Origin of the sequence: Paraburkholderia fynbosensis, assembly GCF_902859935.1 — a bacterium.
GTDB classification, from domain to species: Bacteria; Pseudomonadota; Gammaproteobacteria; order Burkholderiales; family Burkholderiaceae; genus Paraburkholderia; species Paraburkholderia fynbosensis.
The window spans coordinates 211,841-230,393 of the sequence record NZ_CADIKI010000007.1 but is presented as its reverse complement, the minus strand read 5'-3'; the positions used below and the strand labels follow the sequence as shown (position 1 = coordinate 230,393).

At 64.2% G+C, this 18,553-nt stretch carries 17 protein-coding genes; 7 read left to right on the top strand and 10 right to left on the bottom strand.

The window, feature by feature from the left end:
- Positions 1 to 14: 14 nt before the first annotated feature.
- Complete coding sequence (locus HV770_RS14140) at positions 15 to 1,409, top strand: AmpG family muropeptide MFS transporter (RefSeq protein WP_175160475.1); 1,395 nt, start codon at positions 15 to 17, stop codon at positions 1,407 to 1,409.
- A 14-nt stretch (positions 1,410 to 1,423) separates the two neighbouring features.
- Entirely contained in the window at positions 1,424 to 2,650 is a 1,227-nt protein-coding gene (locus HV770_RS14135; protein WP_246290919.1) for a M48 family metallopeptidase, read from the top strand.
- Positions 2,651 to 2,685: 35 nt separating this feature from the next.
- On the opposite strand, the gene HV770_RS14130 is transcribed toward HV770_RS14135, so the two are convergent.
- From HV770_RS14130 to gatC, 5 genes are all read right to left on the bottom strand, one after another.
- Positions 2,686 to 3,465 carry an exodeoxyribonuclease III gene (locus tag HV770_RS14130; protein WP_175160473.1) on the bottom strand — a complete coding sequence of 260 codons (780 nt, stop codon included), beginning with the start codon at positions 3,463 to 3,465 and terminating at the stop codon, positions 2,686 to 2,688.
- Between the two features lie 51 nt (positions 3,466 to 3,516).
- Positions 3,517 to 4,356 carry a PPK2 family polyphosphate kinase gene (locus HV770_RS14125; RefSeq protein ID WP_175160471.1) on the bottom strand — a complete coding sequence of 280 codons (840 nt, stop codon included), beginning with the start codon at positions 4,354 to 4,356 and terminating at the stop codon, positions 3,517 to 3,519.
- 136 nt (positions 4,357 to 4,492) lie between these two features.
- Positions 4,493 to 5,968 carry an Asp-tRNA(Asn)/Glu-tRNA(Gln) amidotransferase subunit GatB gene (gene gatB, locus HV770_RS14120; protein WP_175160469.1) on the bottom strand — a complete coding sequence of 492 codons (1,476 nt, stop codon included), beginning with the start codon at positions 5,966 to 5,968 and terminating at the stop codon, positions 4,493 to 4,495.
- Between the two features lie 5 nt (positions 5,969 to 5,973).
- Positions 5,974 to 7,461 (bottom strand): Asp-tRNA(Asn)/Glu-tRNA(Gln) amidotransferase subunit GatA, encoded by a 1,488-nt coding sequence (gene gatA, locus HV770_RS14115; protein ID WP_175160467.1) that lies wholly within the window; start codon positions 7,459 to 7,461, stop codon positions 5,974 to 5,976.
- A 165-nt stretch (positions 7,462 to 7,626) separates the two neighbouring features.
- Positions 7,627 to 7,926, bottom strand: a complete 300-nt coding sequence (gene gatC, locus HV770_RS14110) for an Asp-tRNA(Asn)/Glu-tRNA(Gln) amidotransferase subunit GatC (RefSeq protein ID WP_074762686.1) — start codon at positions 7,924 to 7,926, stop codon at positions 7,627 to 7,629.
- 379 nt (positions 7,927 to 8,305) lie between these two features.
- Here gatC and HV770_RS14105 point away from each other — a divergent pair, with 379 nt between their 5' ends.
- From HV770_RS14105 to rodA, 5 genes are all read left to right on the top strand, one after another.
- Positions 8,306 to 9,349, top strand: coding sequence for a rod shape-determining protein (locus HV770_RS14105; protein WP_004189550.1), 1,044 nt, complete (start codon positions 8,306 to 8,308; stop codon positions 9,347 to 9,349).
- Positions 9,350 to 9,508: 159 nt separating this feature from the next.
- On the top strand, positions 9,509 to 10,627 hold the full coding sequence (mreC, locus tag HV770_RS14100; RefSeq protein ID WP_175160465.1) for a rod shape-determining protein MreC: 1,119 nt from the start codon (positions 9,509 to 9,511) through the stop codon (positions 10,625 to 10,627).
- Positions 10,624 to 11,136, top strand: a complete 513-nt coding sequence (gene mreD, locus HV770_RS14095) for a rod shape-determining protein MreD (RefSeq protein WP_175160463.1) — start codon at positions 10,624 to 10,626, stop codon at positions 11,134 to 11,136. The genes mreC and mreD overlap by 4 nt, the downstream gene beginning before the upstream one ends.
- A 145-nt stretch (positions 11,137 to 11,281) precedes the next feature.
- Positions 11,282 to 13,615: a penicillin-binding protein 2 gene (gene mrdA / locus HV770_RS14090; protein ID WP_175160461.1), complete on the top strand. Its 2,334-nt coding sequence runs from the start codon at positions 11,282 to 11,284 to the stop codon at positions 13,613 to 13,615.
- 10 nt (positions 13,616 to 13,625) lie between these two features.
- The gene (rodA, locus tag HV770_RS14085; RefSeq protein WP_175160459.1) at positions 13,626 to 14,774 is read left to right on the top strand and encodes a rod shape-determining protein RodA; all 1,149 of its coding nucleotides are present in this window, start codon (positions 13,626 to 13,628) and stop codon (positions 14,772 to 14,774) included.
- A gap of 108 nt (positions 14,775 to 14,882) precedes the next feature.
- Here rodA and HV770_RS14080 read toward each other — a convergent pair whose 3' ends face one another.
- The 5 genes from HV770_RS14080 to queC all read right to left on the bottom strand — a co-directional run bounded on the left by HV770_RS14080 (position 14,883) and on the right by queC (position 18,523).
- Positions 14,883 to 15,596 (bottom strand): tetratricopeptide repeat protein, encoded by a 714-nt coding sequence (locus HV770_RS14080; protein ID WP_175160457.1) that lies wholly within the window; start codon positions 15,594 to 15,596, stop codon positions 14,883 to 14,885.
- The gene (locus HV770_RS14075) at positions 15,593 to 16,375 is read right to left on the bottom strand and encodes an HpcH/HpaI aldolase family protein (protein WP_175160456.1); all 783 of its coding nucleotides are present in this window, start codon (positions 16,373 to 16,375) and stop codon (positions 15,593 to 15,595) included. Before HV770_RS14075 ends, HV770_RS14080 begins: the two co-directional genes overlap by 4 nt.
- Before the next feature lie 249 nt (positions 16,376 to 16,624).
- Complete coding sequence (gene queD / locus HV770_RS14070; protein ID WP_121319172.1) at positions 16,625 to 17,068, bottom strand: 6-carboxytetrahydropterin synthase QueD; 444 nt, start codon at positions 17,066 to 17,068, stop codon at positions 16,625 to 16,627.
- 8 nt (positions 17,069 to 17,076) lie between these two features.
- Positions 17,077 to 17,709, bottom strand: a complete 633-nt coding sequence (gene queE / locus HV770_RS14065; RefSeq protein WP_175160454.1) for a 7-carboxy-7-deazaguanine synthase — start codon at positions 17,707 to 17,709, stop codon at positions 17,077 to 17,079.
- 79 nt (positions 17,710 to 17,788) lie between these two features.
- Entirely contained in the window at positions 17,789 to 18,523 is a 735-nt protein-coding gene (gene queC, locus HV770_RS14060; RefSeq protein WP_175160452.1) for a 7-cyano-7-deazaguanine synthase QueC, read from the bottom strand.
- Positions 18,524 to 18,553 lie beyond the last annotated feature (30 nt).

Genomic DNA, 18,553 nt, shown 5'->3' with positions numbered 1-18,553 from the left:
CGCAAGTTATCCACATGTCGAACCCGCCGCACGAGGCGCCTGCACTTAACGCTCACGAAGAACATCCCGGCTGGCGCGCGTTCCTGAATACGCGCATGCTGATCTGCGTCTTTCTCGGCTTTACGTCGGGCCTGCCGCTATTCACGCTCGTCTATCTGGTGCAGGCATGGCTTCGCTCCGAAGGCGTCAACCTGAAGGAAATCGGCCTCTTTGCGCTGATCCAGTTCCCGTACACCTGGAAATTCATCTGGGCGCCGCTGATGGACCGCTACATGCCGCGCTTTCCGGGCTGGCGTCCGGGCCGGCGGCGCGGCTGGATGCTCGTCACGCAGATCCTCGTGGCCGGCGCCATCGCGGCGCTAGGGTTCGTGTCGCCGCGCGATTCGATCTGGACGGTGGCGGCTTTGACGGCGTTGGTCGCGTTTTTCGGCGCGAGCCAGGACATCGTGATCGACGCGTACCGGCGCGAACTGCTGAGCGACACGCAGCAGGGCCTCGGCAATGCCGTCCATGTGAACGCCTACAAGATCGCGGCGCTGGTGCCTGGCTCGCTCGCGCTGATTCTGTCCGACCATTTGCCGTGGACCACCGTGTTCATCGTCACGGCGGCATTCATGCTGCCGGGCATGGTGATGACGCTGGTAGTCAGCGAGCCCCAAGTGCACGGCAAGCCGCCGAAGAACCTGCGCGAAGCGATCGTGCAGCCATTCCGGGAATTCATTCAGCGCGACGGCTGGCGCGGCGCGCTGTTCGTGCTCGGCTTCATCTTTCTCTACAAGCTCGGCGACACGATGGCGACCACGCTGTCCACATCGTTCTTCCTCGACATCGGCTTTTCGCGCACGCAGATCGGTGTGATCGCGAAGACGACCGCGTTCGGCGCGAGTCTCGCGGGCGGCATCGTCGGCGGGATCTGGCTGATGAAGATCGGCATTGGCCGCGGCTTGTGGATCTTCGGCATCCTGCAAATGGTGTCGACGCTCGGCTTCGCGTGGCTCGCGCATCTCGGTCCGGCATCGCCGGGTCTTGCCGAGATTTACGACATCGCCGTCTGGCTCAGCCAGGGGACGACGAAGCTGCTCGCACTGGTCGGGATCGATTGGGCCGTGCAGTTCGAGCCGCGCTCGGTCGCGCTCGCACTGGTCTATGGCTTCGAGACCTTCACCACCGGTCTGACGATGGCGGCCTTCACCGCGTATATCGCCAGCACCACCGACCCGCGCTACACGGCCACGCAGTTCGCGCTATTCACCAGCCTCGCGTCGGTGCCACGCACGCTGGCATCGGCGGCGAGCGGTTATGTGGTCGCGCAGATCGGCTGGTTCGACTACTTCATCGCGTGCACGGTGCTGGCGTTGCCCGGCATGCTGCTGCTGTTGCGCATCGCGCCGTGGAGAACCCGCTCGTGACGACGCAACGCTCAATGCGTGCGCGGCGTTTGCGCGCGACCTGGGTTCCGTCGCTCAAAGCGGGGCGCGCAGTGCTGTATGCGGCCTGCGCCCTCGGCTCGGCAAGCGGCCTCCCGTTGGCCATGCCGTCGGGCGCATACGCGGCAAGCGCACCGGCGGCCAGCGCCAGCGCGGCCACAGCCGCCGCACCGCTCACCGCGACGGGTCCGGCAACCGCACCTACGGCGAAGTCCGCGGCGGTTACGGCCGGGGCCGAGAACCCGACCCCGGCAGCACCGGGCGCGAACAACGCGACGAGCAGCCCGAACACCGGCAGCACGCCCGCCACCACCGCACCGACCTCCGCGACACCGCCGGCTCAACCGCCCGTCACCGCGAAAACGCCTGCGGCGACTTCCGCGCCGCCCGCGTCGCCGCTCTCGTACACCCCGAACACCCAGTTGCGTTTCGGTGGCTACATGGTGTTCCGCAATTTGATTCCGTCGCCGATGCTCGAGGCGCAAGCCGCCGAAGAGTTCAGCCAGATTGCGTACGGCGCCGAGCACGCCAACCGCCTGTACGGCGAGGCTGATGCGCACGTCACGCGCGTACGGTCGATCGTCGACAGGATGATTCCGTACTCGCTGAAATGGAACGAGCGGGCCAAAAACTGGAAGTGGGATGTGGAGGTGGTGCGCTCGCCCGATATCCGCATGTACTGTCTGCCGGGCGGCAAGATCGTCGTCTACGGCGGGCTGCTCGACCGCGGGCGTCTGAACGACAACGAGCTCGGCATGCTGATCGGCCACGAGATCGCGCACGCGCTGCGCGAGCATGCACGCGAACGGCTCGGCCAGCTCCAGGCGAGCCAACTCGATTCGACCGGCACGATCCCGCAGCTATTCGGGCTGGCCGACCTCGGCGCTGCGCCGCTCGGCATCGGCTCGCGCCTGCTGGAAATGAAGTACGAGAGCACCGACGAAACCGAAGCGGACGTGATTGGCAGCGACATCGCCTCACGCGCCGGTTTCGATCCGCGCGCGGCGGTCACGCTGTGGGACAAGCTCGCGCGAGCAACGCGCGGCGATCGCGAGCGCGGCTTCATCTACGTGCATCCGTACACGCCGGCGCGTCGTCAGGACATCATCAAGCGCTTGCCGGACATGCTGCCGCTCTATGCGAAGGCGATCGGCAAGAGCGTTGACGCGCTACCGGATTACGCGGGCATGGGCCGTCCGCGCAGCAAGCCGATCCGCGATTGACAGACGGATATTGAGCGACGCGGGACGGAAGGTGCTTACTTCTTGACCTTGTGATCGTAATCGACCGTCAGCGGCGCATGGTCGCTGAACTTGATATCGCGGAACACGTCGGTGCGCTTCGCCTTGCCGGCGATGCCCGGCGTCGCGATCTGATAGTCGATCCGCCACCCGACGTTCTTCGCGTACGCCTGACCGCGATTGCTCCACCACGTGTACTGTTCCGGCCGCTGGTCGAGCGTGCGGAACACGTCGACGTAACCCACTTCGTCGAACAGTTTGGTCAGCCACGCGCGCTCTTCCGGCAGGCAACCCGAGTTCTTCTGGTTGCTCTTCCAGTTCTTGATGTCGATTTCCTTGTGGACGATGTTCACGTCGCCGCACACGATCACTTCGCGCTCTTTCGCGAGTTCGGCGAGATGCGGCATGAACTCGTCCATGAAGCGGTACTTGGCCTGCTGGCGCTCGTCGCCGCTCGAGCCCGACGGCACATACACCGAAATCACCGACAGCTTGCCGAAGCGCAGCTCGACATAGCGCCCTTCCGGATCGAATTCTTCGCTGCCGAAGCCGATCACCACTTCGTCCGGTTCGTGACGCGTGTACACGCCCGCGCCGCTATAGCCCTTCTTCACCGCGTGCTGGAAATAGCCGGTGAAATCGTGCGGCGCCATGAATTCCGGCGTCATGTCGTCTTGCGAGCATTTGATTTCCTGCACGCACAAGACGTCGGCGTTCTGCTCGCCGAACCAGTCGAAAAAGCCTTTCTTCGCCGCAGAGCGGATGCCGTTCAGGTTGGCGGTAATCACACGCAACATGTCGTTCCTTTATGTTCGATTCGTTTCTGGAGCCAGGGGGCGCAGCCGGTCTCACTCGACCTTGACGCCCTTCAGCGATTCTTTGGGAGGCGGGTATTCGAGCTTCAGCGCATCCAGCGTGCGCAACAGCAATTCGGCGACCATCACATTGCGATGCGTCTTCGAGTCGGCGGGAATGACGTACCACGGCGCGTAGTCGGTCGACGTCGCCGCCAGCGCGTCGCGATACGCCGACTGATACGCGTCCCACTGCTTGCGCGCGTCGAGATCGGCCACGTCGAATTTCCAGTGCTTGCTCGGGTCGTCGATACGCGCCTGCAGACGCTGACGCTGTTCGTCTTTCGAAATGTGCAGCATGCACTTGACGATAGTCGTGCCGCTATACGCAAGCATCTCCTCGAACTGGCGAATGTGGCAGCAGCGTTGCTCGAACGCCTGCTCATCCAGTTCGCCGCGTACGGTGGGCACTAGCAGGTCTTCGTAGTGACTGCGGTTGAAGATCGTCAGCTCGCCGGCGGCGGGTGCATGCGCATGCACGCGCCACAGAAAATCGTGCGCCAGTTCCACCGGCGTCGGCGCCCTGAACGGCACGATGCGCAAACCGAGCGGATCGACGTCGTGAAATACCGCGCGGATCGTGCCGTCCTTGCCGCTCGTGTCCATGCCTTGCAGCACCAGCAACACACGACGCTTCTGCTGCGCGTGCAGGCACTCCTGCTGGGTCTGGAGTAGCGCACCGATCTCGGCGAGCCGCTCGCGGTCCGCATCTTTCGAGCCGGTTGAAAATGGCTTCGCAGCCGTATCGAAATCGTCCAGCGAGAATTTGATTTTTTTCTTGCCGTCGTCGAAATACGGCACGCGGAAATCGTCGAGTTCGGGTTGCTTCGCCATCCACACACTCCATGATCTGCGTTCAGCGGTTCGAAAAAACGAGCCTGCAAAATGAAACGGGCCGTTGCCCCACTTTCGTTTCCGGCAACAGCCCGTGATGGTCCGGGCGAAAACGCCCAGATGGCGCTTGTTCAACTCAGGACAGCTTTTTCTTCAGCAGTTCGTTCACCTGCGCCGGATTGGCCTTGCCCTTGGTCGCCTTCATCGCCTGACCGATCAGCGCGTTGAACGCCTTTTCCTTGCCGGCGCGGAATTCCTCGACCGACTTCTGGTTCGCGGCGAGCACTTCGTCGATGATCGTTTCCAGCGCGCCGGTATCCGAAATCTGCTTGAGGCCCTTCGCTTCGATGATGCGATCGGCCGCGGCTTCGTCGGTGGCCTTCTCTTCCCAGATCGCGAGGAAAATTTCCTTCGCGATCTTGTTCGAGATCGTGCCGTCGGCAATGCGTTGCAGCAGCAGCGCAAGTTGCGCGGACGACACCGGCGACGCGTCGATTTCCAGCCCTTCGCGATTCAGTTGCGACGACACTTCACCCATCAGCCAGTTCGCCGCGACCTTCGCGTTGGCCGGGCCGACCTTGACGACCACCGCTTCGTAGTACGCGGCCATCGCCTTGCTCGACGTCAGCACGTTGGCGTCGTAGGGCGTGAGGCCATATTGCGACACGAAGCGCTGCTGGATCGCTTCCGGCAGCTCCGGCATCTCGCCCTTCACGCGCTCGACCCACGCCGCGTCGATCACGAGCGGCATGAGATCGGGGTCGGGGAAATAGCGGTAATCGTGCGCGTCTTCCTTGCTGCGCATCGAGCGCGTTTCACGCTTGTCCGGATCGTACAGACGCGTTTCCTGCACCACCGTGCCGCCGTCTTCGATCAACTCGATCTGACGGCGCACTTCGTACTGGATCGCTTCTTCGAGGAAGCGGAACGAGTTCAGGTTCTTGATCTCGGCGCGCGTGCCGAATTCCGCCTGACCGACCGGGCGCACCGACACGTTCGCGTCACAGCGGAACGAGCCTTCCTGCATGTTGCCGTCGCAGATGCCGAGCCACGTGACGAGTGTGTGCAGCGTCTTCGCATACGCAACCGCTTCGGCCGCGCTGCGCATTTCCGGCTCGGTGACAATTTCCAGCAGCGGCGTGCCCGCGCGATTCAGATCGATGCCGGTCATGCCCGCGAAGTCTTCGTGCAGCGACTTGCCGGCGTCTTCTTCCAGATGGGCGCGCGTGAGGTTGACGACCTTCTCGTACGCTTGCTTGCCCGCCTTCTCATTGGCAGGCACCTGAATCGTCACCTGGCCGCCCTGCACCACGGGGATTTCGTACTGACTGATCTGATAGCCCTTCGGCAGATCAGGGTAGAAATAATTCTTGCGCGCGAAGATGCTGCGCGGGGCCACCGTCGCGCCGATCGCGAGACCGAACTGGATGGCGCGTTCGACCGCGCCGCGGTTCATCACCGGCAGCGTGCCCGGCAAGGCCAGGTCGACGGGGCAAGCCTGCGTGTTCGGCGCCGCGCCGAACTGCGTGGCCGCGCCCGAGAAAATTTTCGATTGAGTCGACAGTTGCGCGTGGGTCTCCAGACCGATCACGACTTCCCATTGTTTGGTCATGGTGCTCACACTCCTGCCGGTGCTTTGCGGTGCCAGTCGGTGGCGCGCTGGAACGCGTCGGCCACCTGCAGCATCCGGGCTTCATTGAAATAGTTGCCGATGATCTGCAGACCCACCGGACGCTGCGCATTCGCGCCCGCGCCGAAACCGCACGGCACGCTCATGCCCGGCAAACCGGCGAGGCTCACCGACAGCGTGTAGATGTCGGCCAGATACATCTGCACGGGATCGTCGCCCTTCGCGCCGAGATCCCACGCTACCGACGGCGCAACGGGTCCCATGATCACGTCGCACTGCTTGAACGCTTCCTGGAAGTCCTGCGCGATGATGCGGCGGATTTTCTGCGCCTGCAGGTAGTACGCGTCGTAATAGCCATGCGACAGCACGTATGCTCCGACCATGATGCGGCGCTTCACTTCCGGACCGAAACCTTCGGCGCGCGACTTCTTGTACATGTCGAGCAGATCGCGATATTCAGCGGCGCGATGGCCGAAGCGCACGCCGTCGAAGCGCGACAGGTTCGACGAGGCCTCGGCCGGCGCGATCACGTAGTACACCGGAATCGACAGTTCGGTTTTCGGCAGCGAGACGTCGACCAGCGTGGCGCCGAGCGCTTCATACTGCTTCAGGGCGGCGTCGATCGAGGCGCGCACGTCGTCGGCGAGACCGGCGCCGAAGTACTCGTTCGGCAGACCGATGCGCAGGCCGGCGAGCGGCTTGTCCGCGCCGCTGTCCTGCCACGGCTTGCCGAGATAGCGCGTGTAGTCTTCGTCGTCGCGCACGAGGCTCGTGGAATCCCGCTCGTCGAAGCCGGCCATCGCGTTGAGCAGCGTCGCACAGTCCGCGGCGCTCTTCGCCATCGGGCCGCCCTGATCCAGCGACGACGCGAACGCGATCATGCCGTAGCGCGACACGCGGCCATATGTCGGCTTGATGCCGGTGATGCCGGAGAACGACGCCGGCTGACGGATCGAGCCGCCGGTGTCGGTGCCGGTCGCGGCGGGCGCGAGACGCGCGGCCACCGCCGCCGCCGAGCCGCCCGACGAACCGCCGGGCACCGATTGACGATCCCATGGATTCTGCACGGGGCCGAAGTACGAATTCTCGTTGGACGAGCCCATCGCGAACTCGTCCATGTTGGTCTTGCCCACGCACACCATGCCGGCGTTCTGCAGACGCGCAACCACGGTGGCATCGAACGGGCTTTCGTAGTTCGCCAGCATCTTCGAGCCGGCGGTGGAGCGCCACCCCTTGGTGACGAACACATCCTTGTGCGCGATCGGCAGGCCGACCAGCGGACCGGCATGGCCGGTGTGGAGCAGCGCGTCGGCGGCTTTCGCCTGCGCGAGCGTCAATTCGTGATCGACCTGGATGAACGCGTTCAGGCCATTGGCCGCGTCGATCCGCTTCAGGTACAGCTGCGCCAGTTCGACTGCGGAGCATTCCTTGGCCGCCAATGCGGCGCGCAGTTCGGTCAGACTTTTTTCATGCATTGCGTTTTATCCTGGAAAGCGCGGCAGCGCGGTCACGCTGCCGGGGAGGCGTCGGGCTACCCGCCGGCAAACCGGGGCGAGGAAGCCCGCGGTGGGCGCGCGCGCCGCTCGTGCGGGGCGGCACGCCGCAGGCTGGCAAGCCACGCCGGCCCTGCAGCGCGGGTCTTACTCGATCACCTTCGGCACGAGATACAAGCCGTCCTGAACGGCCGGCGCCGGGCGCTGGAAGGCTTCGCGTTCGACCGTTTCGGTCACGGCGTCGTTACGCAGGCGCAGCGCGACGTCTTCGATCTGCTCGATCGGGTGGGCAAGCGGGGCGATGCCGGTGGTATCGACCGCCTGCATCTGCTCGACAAGGCCGAAAAAATCATTGAGCTGAGCACGCGTGTGCTCAGCGTCGGCGTCGGCCAGTTCGAGCCGCGCGAGATGCGCGATCCGTTTAACATCGGTCAGGGTCAGAGCCATGCAGTCACCGGAAATTGTGGTGGACCGTCGCAGCACGAAAAAAACGACGCTGCGACAGCAAGTTACGAGGCAATAGGACAACCCCGAAAAAGGGGGTCGGCGGGGGCAAAAAGTGCCCTCCGTTTCCTTCAAAACATCCAAAATTATAAGGTATCATTACGCGTTCGACCCAAACCCGGACCGACTTACCAAGTCCTTTCCGAACAATTCCCAAAGATCGTTCGGATTTTCTGATTTGGCTTCGCAACGGCCTCCGGTAGACTCCCTCGCAGTTTCAAGCTCAAGTGGCGTAGTGTCCGCCCGGTTGAAGCTGTTATTTTTCCGCTGCCGCCCTACGCAAACGTTGCGAGGCCCGGCCCCCAGCGAGACAGGATTTTGAATGTTCGGTTTTCTTCGCAGCTACTTCTCCAACGATCTGGCGATTGACCTCGGCACTGCCAACACGCTCATCTACATGCGTGGCAAAGGCATCGTGCTGGACGAACCGTCGGTGGTTTCGATCCGCCAGGAAGGCGGTCCCAACGGCAAGAAGACCATCCAGGCAGTCGGTAAGGAAGCCAAGCAGATGCTCGGCAAGGTGCCGGGCAACATCGAGGCGATCCGCCCGATGAAAGACGGCGTGATCGCCGACTTCACCGTCACCGAGCAGATGATCAAGCAGTTCATCAAGACAGCTCACGAATCGCGCATGTTCTCGCCGTCGCCGCGCATCATCATCTGCGTGCCGTGCGGTTCGACCCAGGTCGAGCGCCGCGCAATCAAGGAAGCGGCACACGGCGCGGGCGCGTCGCAGGTTTATCTCATCGAAGAGCCGATGGCCGCGGCAATCGGCGCCGGCCTGCCGGTGTCGGAAGCAACCGGCTCGATGGTCGTCGACATCGGCGGCGGCACGACTGAAGTCGGCGTGATCTCGCTCGGCGGCATCGTGTACAAGGGCTCGGTGCGCGTGGGCGGCGACAAGTTCGACGAAGCGATCGTCAACTACATCCGCCGCAACTACGGCATGCTGATCGGCGAACAAACCGCCGAAGCGATCAAGAAGGAAATCGGCTCCGCGTTCCCGGGTTCCGAAGTCAAGGAAATGGAAGTGAAGGGCCGCAATCTGTCGGAAGGCATTCCGCGCAGCTTCACGATTTCCAGCAACGAAATTCTCGAAGCCCTCACCGATCCGCTGAACCAGATCGTGTCGTCGGTGAAGATCGCGCTGGAACAAACGCCGCCCGAACTCGGTGCCGACATCGCCGAACGCGGCATGATGCTCACGGGCGGTGGCGCATTGCTGCGCGATCTGGACCGCCTGCTCGCCGAAGAAACCGGCCTGCCGGTGCTCGTCGCCGAAGACCCGCTGACCTGCGTCGTACGCGGCTCGGGCATGGCGCTCGAACGCATGGACAAGCTCGGCAGCATCTTCTCGTACGAGTAAGCGAGCCCCTCTCCATGTCAGTAGCGCGGATCTGGCACACGGCCCCTTGCGGGCCGGTTTGTGTTTGTCACCGGCTGGGCCAACCAGCCGCCGCGCGCTGAGCACGCGTCCGTCGCGCGCCGCCGTCTCATTCAACTGTTCACGCCCCCGGCGCCGACCATGGAATACAGTCCGCCGCCCCTGTTCAAGCAAGGTCCTTCCGCACTGGCACGACTGCTATTTTTTGTCGTGCTGGCGCTGGCCCTGTTGATCTCCGATGCACGCTTCCAGACGCTCGAAATCGTTCGGGGCGTGCTCGGCGCGGGTCTTTATCCGTTGCAACGCGCGGCTCTGGTGCCGCGCGACATCTTCATGGGCGCTGCCGATCTGGCCGTGACCAGCGCCACACTGCGCAGCGAGAACGACAAGCTGCGCACGAAAGACCTGCAGCTTTCGCAGCAAGCCAATACCGCCGCCGGACTCGCCGCCGAAAACGCCCATTTGCGCGCGCTGCTGCAACTGTCGCAGCGCTCGACCACGCAATCGCTGCCTGCTGAAATCCAGTACGACACGCGCGATCCGTTCACGCAGAAGGTGGTCATCGGGCGCGGCGCGCAACAGGGCATCCAGAACGGTTCGCCGGTCGTCAACGAAGATGGCGTGATCGGCCAGGTGACGCGCGTGTTCCCGCTGCAGGCCGAAGTCACGCTGCTCACCGACAAGGATCAGGCGGTGCCCGTGCAGATCGTGCGCACCGGCTTGCGCAGCGTGATCTACGGTACGCCGAAGGGCGATACGCTCGACCTGCGCTTCGTGCCGATCAGCGCCGACGTTCAAACCGGCGACGAACTCGTCACCAGCGGGCTCGACGGCGTGTATCCGCCGGGACTGCCGGTCGCGAAGGTCGTGCGGGTCGACAAACAGGCCGACACGGCGTTCGCGCGCGTGGTCTGCCTGCCGGTCGCGCCGGTGCGCGGCGCGCGTCAACTGCTCGTGCTGCACTACGTCAACGACGTGCCGCCGCGTCCGCCGGAAGAGCCCGACGCGGCCACCACCGCGAAGGAAGCGAAGAAGAAGGCCGGCAAATCGGCCGACGGCAAGGGCGCAGCGGATAAATCCGCCGCCAAGCCGGGGGAAAAAGCGGCCGAGAAGCCCGTGACTGAGAAATCCACCGCGAAGCCCGTCGAAAAAACGCCCGCCAAACCGGCCGCCGCAGAGAAGAAGTCCGCCGCCGCAGAGAAGAAACCGGTCCGCGAGAAGAGCGCGAAGCCACAAGCTGCGTCGGGAGCCAAGCCATGAATCGTCCGCAATACATCCTGCAGCCGGTCAATCCGTACTTCATCGCCTTCAGTCTCGCTGCGGCATTCCTGCTGAACCTGATGCCATGGGGGCGCCTCATCGGCGTGCCTGACTTCGTCGCGCTCGTGCTGCTGTTCTGGAACGTGCACCAGCCGCGCAAAGTCGGCATGGGCATCGCATTTTTCCTCGGTTTGCTGATGGACGTGCACAACGCCAGCCTGCTCGGCGAGCACGCGCTGGCGTACACGCTGTTGTCGTACGGGGCGATCACGATCCACCGCCGCGTGCTGTGGATGTCGCTCGGCGTGCAGACCTTCGCGGTGATGCCGCTGCTGGTCGTCGCGCAGCTGGTGCCGTTCGTGATCCGCTTGCTGACTGGGGCGGCGTTTCCGGGCTGGGGTTACCTGATCGACGGTTTCGTCGAAGCCGCGCTGTGGCCGATCGCCAGCGTGCTGTTGTTGATGCCGCAACGCCGCCCGGCCGATCCGGACGATACGCGGCCCATTTGATCCCGCATCGGGCCCGCCGGCCGTTCCGTTCCGACGGAATTCATCCGCTGGCCCGCCCGACGCACATCGCTGTTCATGCCCTCCGGTTCCGGCCGGATCAGGCGCACACTCATGATGGCCGTCGTCCGGCCTTTTGCAGAATCGCATGACCGAATTCAAGGACACACAGCAACAGCTCTCGAAGTTCCGCCTGCGCGTCGCGGCGGCGGGCCTGTTCGTGTTCGTCTGCTTCGGGCTGATCGGCTTCCGTTTCCTGTTCCTGCAGGTCTGGCACTACAGCAAGTATTCGCTGCAGGCCGATGAGAATCGCATCTCCGTCGCGCCGATCGTGCCGAACCGCGGCATCATCACGGATCGCAACGGCGTGGTGCTCGCCAAAAACTACTCGGCCTATACGCTCGAAATCACGCCGTCGAAGCTGAACGACTCGCTCGAAAACGTGATCGACAATCTGGCGACCGTGGTGTCGATCGATGCCCGTGACCGCCGCCGCTTCAAGAAGCTGCAGGAAGATTCGAAGAACTTCGAAAGCCTGCCCATTCGCACCCGCCTGACCGACGATGAAGTCGCGCGCTTCACCGCGCAGCGCTTCCGTTTCCCCGGCGTCGAAGTGCGCGCGCGCCTGTTCCGCCAATACCCGCTCGGGGAGACCGCGGCGCACGTGATCGGCTACATCGGCCGGATTTCGCAGCGCGACCAGGACCGTATCGACGACGCCAGCGACCAGAACGACAGCGATCCGGACCACTACGATCCGCGTCTGGACGCAAACAACTACAAGGGCACCGACTACATCGGCAAGATCGGCGTCGAGCAGAGCTACGAGACCGAACTGCACGGCCAGACCGGCTTCGAGGAAGTGGAAGTGACGGCCGGCGGCCGGCCGGTGCGCACGCTGTCGCGCACCCAGGCGACGCCCGGCAACAACCTCGTGCTGTCGCTCGATATCGGCCTGCAGCAGGTCGCCGAGCAGGCGTTCGCCGGCCGCCGCGGCGCGCTGGTCGCCATCGAACCGGCAACCGGCGACGTGCTCGCGTTCGTGTCGGCGCCGAGCTTCGACCCGAATTCCTTCGTCGACGGCATCGACCAGCAAACCTGGGACGAGCTGAATAACTCGCCCGACCATCCGCTCCTGAACCGGCCGCTGCACGGCACCTATCCGCCGGGCTCGACCTACAAGCCGTTCATGGCGCTCGCCGCGCTGACGCTGCACAAACGTACGCCAGGCTGGGGTTTCCAGGATCCGGGCTCGTACACGTTCGGTGGCCACACGTTCCGCAACGACGTGCGCTCGGGCCAGGGCTGGGTCGACATGAACCGCGCGATCGTCGTGTCGAACGACACGTATTTCTACATGCTCGCGCACGATCTCGGCGTCAACAACATCGCCAACTTCATGAAGCCGTGGGGTTTCGGCCAGATCACCGGCATCGACATCTCGGGCGAGGCGCGCGGCATCCTGCCGTCGACGGAATGGAAGCGCAAGGCGTACCGTAAGCCCGAACAGCAACGCTGGTATGAAGGCGAGACCATCAGCCTGGGCATCGGTCAGGGCTACAACTCGTTCACCATTCTGCAGCTCGCGCACGCCACCGCGACGCTCGCGAACAACGGCGTCGTGATGAAGCCGCACCTCGTGCGCGACATCGAAAATCCGATCACGAAGGACACCCGCGCGGTGGTGCGCGATCCGAGCGACAGGATCGCGGTAAAGCAGTCGGACATCGACATCATCAAGCGCGCAATGGAAGGCGTCGTGACCAACGGTACGGCGTCCAAACTGTTCATTGGCGCACAGTATCAGGCAGCCGGCAAGACGGGCACGGCGCAGGTCTATTCGCTGCAGGGTGCGAACTACAAAGGTCACGCGATCGCCGAGCATCTGCGCGACCATGCGCTGTTCATCGCGTTCGCTCCCGCCGAGCAACCGAAGATCGCGCTCGCACTGATCGTCGAAAACGGCGGCTGGGGTGCGGAGTCGGCCGGTCCGATTGCGCGCAAGGTGCTCGATTACTACCTCGTCGGCAAGAACAAGCCGGGCGCCGAGGCGGCGGCCGTCGCAGCGGCGGCATCGGCGACCCAGGACGCGTCCGCGCCGCAGGTCGGCGACGCACCGACACCGCAGGAAGGCGCGCAGCCAGTCAGAATCGCCGCAGGCTTCACCGCGTTGCCGATGCCCGGAGCGGCTTCGGCAGCGGCGGCAGCCTCTGCGGCAGCGGCGTCTTCTGCTGCCGCGAATCCCGCGTCCGCGCCGGCAGCGGCTTCCGCCGCAGCGGCGACAGGTGCGTCGGCGGCCATGCCCGCCTCTGTGTCCGCCGCCGCGAAGAAACCGGCGCCGCGTAAATCCGGCGCTCCGCATCAACCCCGTCCCGCCAGCGACCCGACGCCGACCGCCGTCGCGCGCCCCGCCCCGTCGCGGAATGACGCCACCGAGGCCACGTCGCCGCGCCAGCCGGCTACCGGCGGCATCGACGAGTAAGGAGAAAGGCATGCAATTCGACAAGCGCGCCTGGCTCGAGCGCATCAAGCAGATGTTCGCGGGCTTCGACCGCCCGCTCGCCCTGATCGTGTTTCTGCTGTTGTGCGTCGGCATCGTCACGCTGTACAGCGCGAGTCTGGATGTCCCCGGCCGTGTGGAAGACCAGTTGCGCAACATCCTGCTGACGTTCGTGCTGATGTGGGGGCTCGCCAATGTGCCGCCCACCACGCTGATGCGCTTCGCGGTCCCGCTCTATACGTTCGGGATCGCGTTACTCGTCGCGGTGGCGATGTTCGGCCTCACGCGCAAGGGCGCAAAGCGCTGGATCAATGTCGGCGTGGTGATCCAGCCATCGGAGATCCTGAAGATCGCCACACCGCTGATGCTCGCCTGGTACTACCAGCGCCGCGAAGGCGTGATGCGCTGGTACGACTATCTGGTGGGTCTTCTGATCCTCGCGGTGCCGGTCGGTCTGATCGCCAAGCAACCCGATCTGGGGACGGCCGTGCTGGTGTTCGCGGCGGGCTTCTTCGTCATTTACTTCGCGGGCCTGAGTTTCAAACTGATTGTGCCGGTGCTGATTGCCGGCGTGATCGCGGTTGCTTCGATTGCGGCGTTTCAGGACAAGATCTGTCAGCCTGAGGTGCAGTGGCCGCTGATGCACGACTACCAGAAGCACCGCATCTGTACCCTGCTCGATCCGACCTCCGATCCGCTCGGCAAGGGCTTCCACACCATTCAGGCGGTGATCGCAATCGGCTCCGGCGGGCCGCTCGGCAAAGGCTGGTTGAAGGGCACGCAAGCGCATCTGGAGTTCATCCCCGAGAAACACACCGACTTCATCTTCGCGGTGTTCGCCGAAGAGTTCGGCCTGGCCGGCGGGGTCGTGCTGCTTACGCTTTACATGCTGCTGATCGCGCGCGGGCTGTATATCGCGGCGAACGGCGCGACACTGTTCGGGCGGCTACTGGCCGGATCGTTGACGATGGCCTTCTTCACCTACGCGTTCGTCAATATCGGTATGGTGAGCGGGATCTTGCCGGTGGTCGGCGTGCCGTTGCCGTTCATGAGCTACGGCGGCACCGCACTGACGACGCTGGGGGTCGCGATCGGCCTCATCATGAGCGTTGCGCGGCAGAAGCGGCTGATGCAGAGTTAGCGCGGCGCGCGAGGCCATGGTCGAAGTTTGACGCTGGCTGGAGCAGGCCTGAACGAAGAATCAAAATGCTTAAGGGGCGCACCGTCCACGGCAGCGCCCCTTTTTCATTTACTGCGGCTCCACTTCTTTCTGATCCCGCAGTTGCGCGCTGAGCTGCTGATACTTCAGACGCGCCGCCGGATCGCCCTGCGCTGCCGCTGCCGCATAGTAGGCGCGCGCGACGTTCAGATTCTTGTCCACGCCGTCGCCGCCGCGCTCGTAGAACGAGCCGGTCACGTATTGCGCGGTCATGTCACCACCCTGAGCCGCCTTCTTGTACCAGACGAACGCCTGCTTGTTGTCGCGCTCGGTGCCGCGCCCGTCGAGAAACTGGTTGGCCAACGCGAGCTCAGCCTGCACGTGGCCCTGTTGCGCGGCCTTCAGAAACCAGCGGTGCGCCTCGACCGGGTCACGCCCGACGAACTCGCCATCGTCGTACATCTTGCCGTACACGTATTGCGCATGTGACATGTTCGCGTCGGCGGCCTTGCGCAGCCACTTTTTGCCTTCGTCGACATTGACCGGGGTGCCTTCACCGTTGAGCAGCATCATCGCGTAATTGAATTCGGCGAGCCGGCTGCCGCGCTCGGCGGCCTTGCGAAACTCGGCAAGCGCCGCACCCAGGTTGCCGGCGTTGTAGTCGGCCACCGCGGTTTGCGTCTGTGGATCGTCCGACTTCGCGACCCGGTCCTGCGCATAGGCCGCCCCGCTCGCCACGCCGCTTATCAGCAACGCCGCCGCGACCACCGCCTGCACGACGACTGCCTGCACCCTGCACTTCATGACCTCACCTCCTGCAACGCCTGACGGGTCGCGCGCAACATCCACATGACGTCGGCGGCCAGCGCGATGAAACGAAAACCGGCATCGCGATGCTGCTTCGCGCTCGCGACGTCCATGGCGAAAATGCCGGCCGCGATGCCGGCTTTGTCGGCAGCGCTGACGATCCGCGCCATCGCCTCCTGCACGTCGGGATGCTTCGAATCGCCGAGATGGCCGAGGCTCGCGGCCAGATCGGCCGGTCCGACAAACAGGCAGTCGACACCCGGCGTCGCCGCGATCTTCTCGACCTCCCGCAAGCCGCGCGCCGACTCGATCTGCACGATGGTCGCGATCTGCGCGTTGACCGTCTGCACGTAATCGCGCCGCATGCCGTAGCCCGACGCGCGCACCACCCCGGCGACACCACGCTGGCCGTCGAGCGCCCCGGCGGTCGGATATTGCGTGAGACGCACGGCATGGGCCGCCTCGTCGGCGGATTCGATGTTGGGGAACATCAGCGTGCGCGCACCGGCATCCAGCACACGCTTGACGAGCCAGCCTTCGCTGGCCGGCACGCGCACCACCGGCTCGCTCGGCAGATGCGCGGCGGCGATCGCGCGCAGTTGCGAGGCGACGTCGCCGCTATCGTTCGGCGCGTGCTCCATGTCGATCAGCAGCCAATCGAAACCGGCGTGCGCGAGCGCTTCGGCGGCGGCGTCGCTGCCGAGCGACAGCCACAGGCCGAACAGCGGATCGGCTTCCGCCAGACGTTGCTTGAGGGGATTGGTGAAAGTGCTCATCGCCGCGCTCCGTGACGGCGATCGCAGGGATCGCCTGAAACGCGGTAAAGCAGGCCGGGCTCGTGGGCCCGGCAGGAACAAAGACGATGGCGCACGCCGGTTCGGCCTGGATGCCTGTTGCGACGCAATGCGGTGACCGGCATGTCTCGCTCCGTGTGGTTATCGGAGCGATCATACCGTGTCAATAACGCGGAGGTCAGGCCGTCCCCGAAGGGGACTTTCCATGGGCGCGCAGCTGCGCCTCGAGGTCTAGTCGCGGACCACGTCGGCCCAGCAATTCGGTGTCTCGTACAGACGCACCTTGTGCAGGCGCAGATTCACGCCGTAGTGCGCGTCGTACACGTTCGCGAGAATATCGAACGCGACAGCGGCAAGGTTTTCCACGGTTGGAATGCGGTCGAGCACCACCGTCTTGTGGCCCGCCATGCTTTCCAGAAAGCCGCGCACCTGCGTGTCGCCTTCGTAGACGAGGAACGCGTGATCCCACCTGTCGACGAGATGCTCGTTGGCAAGCGATTTCACGTCGGCGAAGTCCATCACCATGCCGCGATCGGGCGCGCCTTCGGTGTCGACCAGATCGCCTTGCAGCGTGATTTCGAGCACATACCGATGGCCGTGCAGATTACGGCACTGGCTGCGGTGATCGGGGATGCGGTGACCCGCGTCGAATTCAAGTTTTCGTGTAATCGTCAGCACGGCAATCAGGGAATGTTCAGATACTTGTGGGTCTGCATCGACAGGCGCCATTGCGGATGGCGTTTGCACCACTCGATCGCGAGCTTGGTGTTGATATCGCGCGACGGGCCGTCCATCGGCTGGACGAGAAAATACTCGAAGTCGAGCTTCGCATAGTCGGACAGGCGCTGGTTGTCTTGCGGGATCACGACCTTCAGTTCGTTGCCTTTGGTCACGACGAGCGGCGCGTCGGCCTTCGGGCTCACGCAGATCCAGTCGATCGTGTCGAGCACCGGCAACGAACCGTTGGTTTCGATCGCGATCTCAAAGCCCGCGGCATGCAGCGCGTCGACCAGCGGCTGATCGATCTGCAACATCGGCTCGCCGCCCGTGCAGACCACGAAACGCTCGCCCTCGCCTTGCGGCCAATGCGACGCGATCATCTGCACCAGGTCTTCGGCGCTGCGGTACTTGCCGCCGTTCTCGCCATCGGTGCCGACGAAGTCGGTATCGCAGAAACGGCACACGGCTTGCGCACGATCTTCCTCGCGGCCCGACCACAGATTGCAGCCGGCAAACCGGCAGAACACGGCGGGACGCCCGGCATTCGCGCCCTCGCCCTGCAACGTGTAGAAGATTTCCTTGACCGCGTAACTCATGCTGCTTTCTGCCTTGTGTTCCTGAAGATGATGGGCTGCGTTGCGTTGCTGACTGCGTTGTTGCGTCGTGCGCCGTTTGTCAGAGCGGCGGCTCAGTGACCTTCTCGCCGGCTAGGTACGCCTCGTAGCCGCGCTTGCGCAAGCGGCATGCCGGACACTCGCCGCAGCCGAAGCCCCACGCATGCAGTTCGGCGCGTTCGCCGACATAGCAGGTGTGCGTCTCGATGCGTACCAGTTCGACCAGTTCGTCGCCGCCCAGCTCGTGCGCGAGGCGCCACGTGTCGGCCTTGTCGAGCCACATCAGCGGCGTTTCGAGCAGCATGCGCGTGTCCATGCCGAGGTTCAGCGCGACCTGCAATGCCTTCATCGTGTCGTCGCGGCAATCGGGATAGCCCGAGAAGTCCGTCTCGCACATTCCGCCAACCAGCACCTGCAAACCGCGCCGGTAGGCAATCGCCGCCGCGATGGTCATGAACATCAGATTGCGGCCCGGCACGAACGTATTCGGCAAACCGTTGGCCGTCGCTTCGATCTCGATCTCGCGCGTCATCGCGGTATCGCTGATCGAGCCGAGCACCGACAAATCGATCATATGGTCTTCGCCGAGCCGCTCGGCCCACGCCGGAAACGCTCGCGCGACACCCCGACGGAATCCTTCGCGGCATTCGAGTTCGACGCGATGACGCTGACCGTAATCGAAGCCGAGCGTTTCGACCGTCTCGTAACGATCGAGCGCCCAGGCAAGGCACGTGGCGGAATCCTGGCCGCCGGAAAACAGCACGAGAGCGCTACGCTTAGCGTCTTTGCGGATCACCGTGAAACTCCGTGAATGATGAGTGCCGCG

What these genes read in the sequence shown, in the direction of transcription:
- gatC (WP_074762686.1), bottom strand. Translation starts at nt 7,926, where the DNA reads ATGGCTCTGACCCTGACCGATGTTAAACGGATCGCGCATCTCGCGCGG.
- HV770_RS14075 (WP_175160456.1), bottom strand. Translation starts at nt 16,375, where the DNA reads ATGAGCACTTTCACCAATCCCCTCAAGCAACGTCTGGCGGAAGCCGAT.
- mreC (WP_175160465.1), top strand. Translation starts at nt 9,509, where the DNA reads ATGGAATACAGTCCGCCGCCCCTGTTCAAGCAAGGTCCTTCCGCACTG.
- HV770_RS14135 (WP_246290919.1), top strand. Translation starts at nt 1,424, where the DNA reads ATGCGTGCGCGGCGTTTGCGCGCGACCTGGGTTCCGTCGCTCAAAGCG.
- HV770_RS14105 (WP_004189550.1), top strand. Translation starts at nt 8,306, where the DNA reads ATGTTCGGTTTTCTTCGCAGCTACTTCTCCAACGATCTGGCGATTGAC.
- gatA (WP_175160467.1), bottom strand. Translation starts at nt 7,461, where the DNA reads ATGCATGAAAAAAGTCTGACCGAACTGCGCGCCGCATTGGCGGCCAAG.
- HV770_RS14125 (WP_175160471.1), bottom strand. Translation starts at nt 4,356, where the DNA reads ATGGCGAAGCAACCCGAACTCGACGATTTCCGCGTGCCGTATTTCGAC.
- queE (WP_175160454.1), bottom strand. Translation starts at nt 17,709, where the DNA reads ATGAGTTACGCGGTCAAGGAAATCTTCTACACGTTGCAGGGCGAGGGC.
- rodA (WP_175160459.1), top strand. Translation starts at nt 13,626, where the DNA reads ATGCAATTCGACAAGCGCGCCTGGCTCGAGCGCATCAAGCAGATGTTC.
- HV770_RS14080 (WP_175160457.1), bottom strand. Translation starts at nt 15,596, where the DNA reads ATGAAGTGCAGGGTGCAGGCAGTCGTCGTGCAGGCGGTGGTCGCGGCG.
- gatB (WP_175160469.1), bottom strand. Translation starts at nt 5,968, where the DNA reads ATGACCAAACAATGGGAAGTCGTGATCGGTCTGGAGACCCACGCGCAA.
- HV770_RS14130 (WP_175160473.1), bottom strand. Translation starts at nt 3,465, where the DNA reads ATGTTGCGTGTGATTACCGCCAACCTGAACGGCATCCGCTCTGCGGCG.
- mreD (WP_175160463.1), top strand. Translation starts at nt 10,624, where the DNA reads ATGAATCGTCCGCAATACATCCTGCAGCCGGTCAATCCGTACTTCATC.
- mrdA (WP_175160461.1), top strand. Translation starts at nt 11,282, where the DNA reads ATGACCGAATTCAAGGACACACAGCAACAGCTCTCGAAGTTCCGCCTG.
- HV770_RS14140 (WP_175160475.1), top strand. Translation starts at nt 15, where the DNA reads ATGTCGAACCCGCCGCACGAGGCGCCTGCACTTAACGCTCACGAAGAA.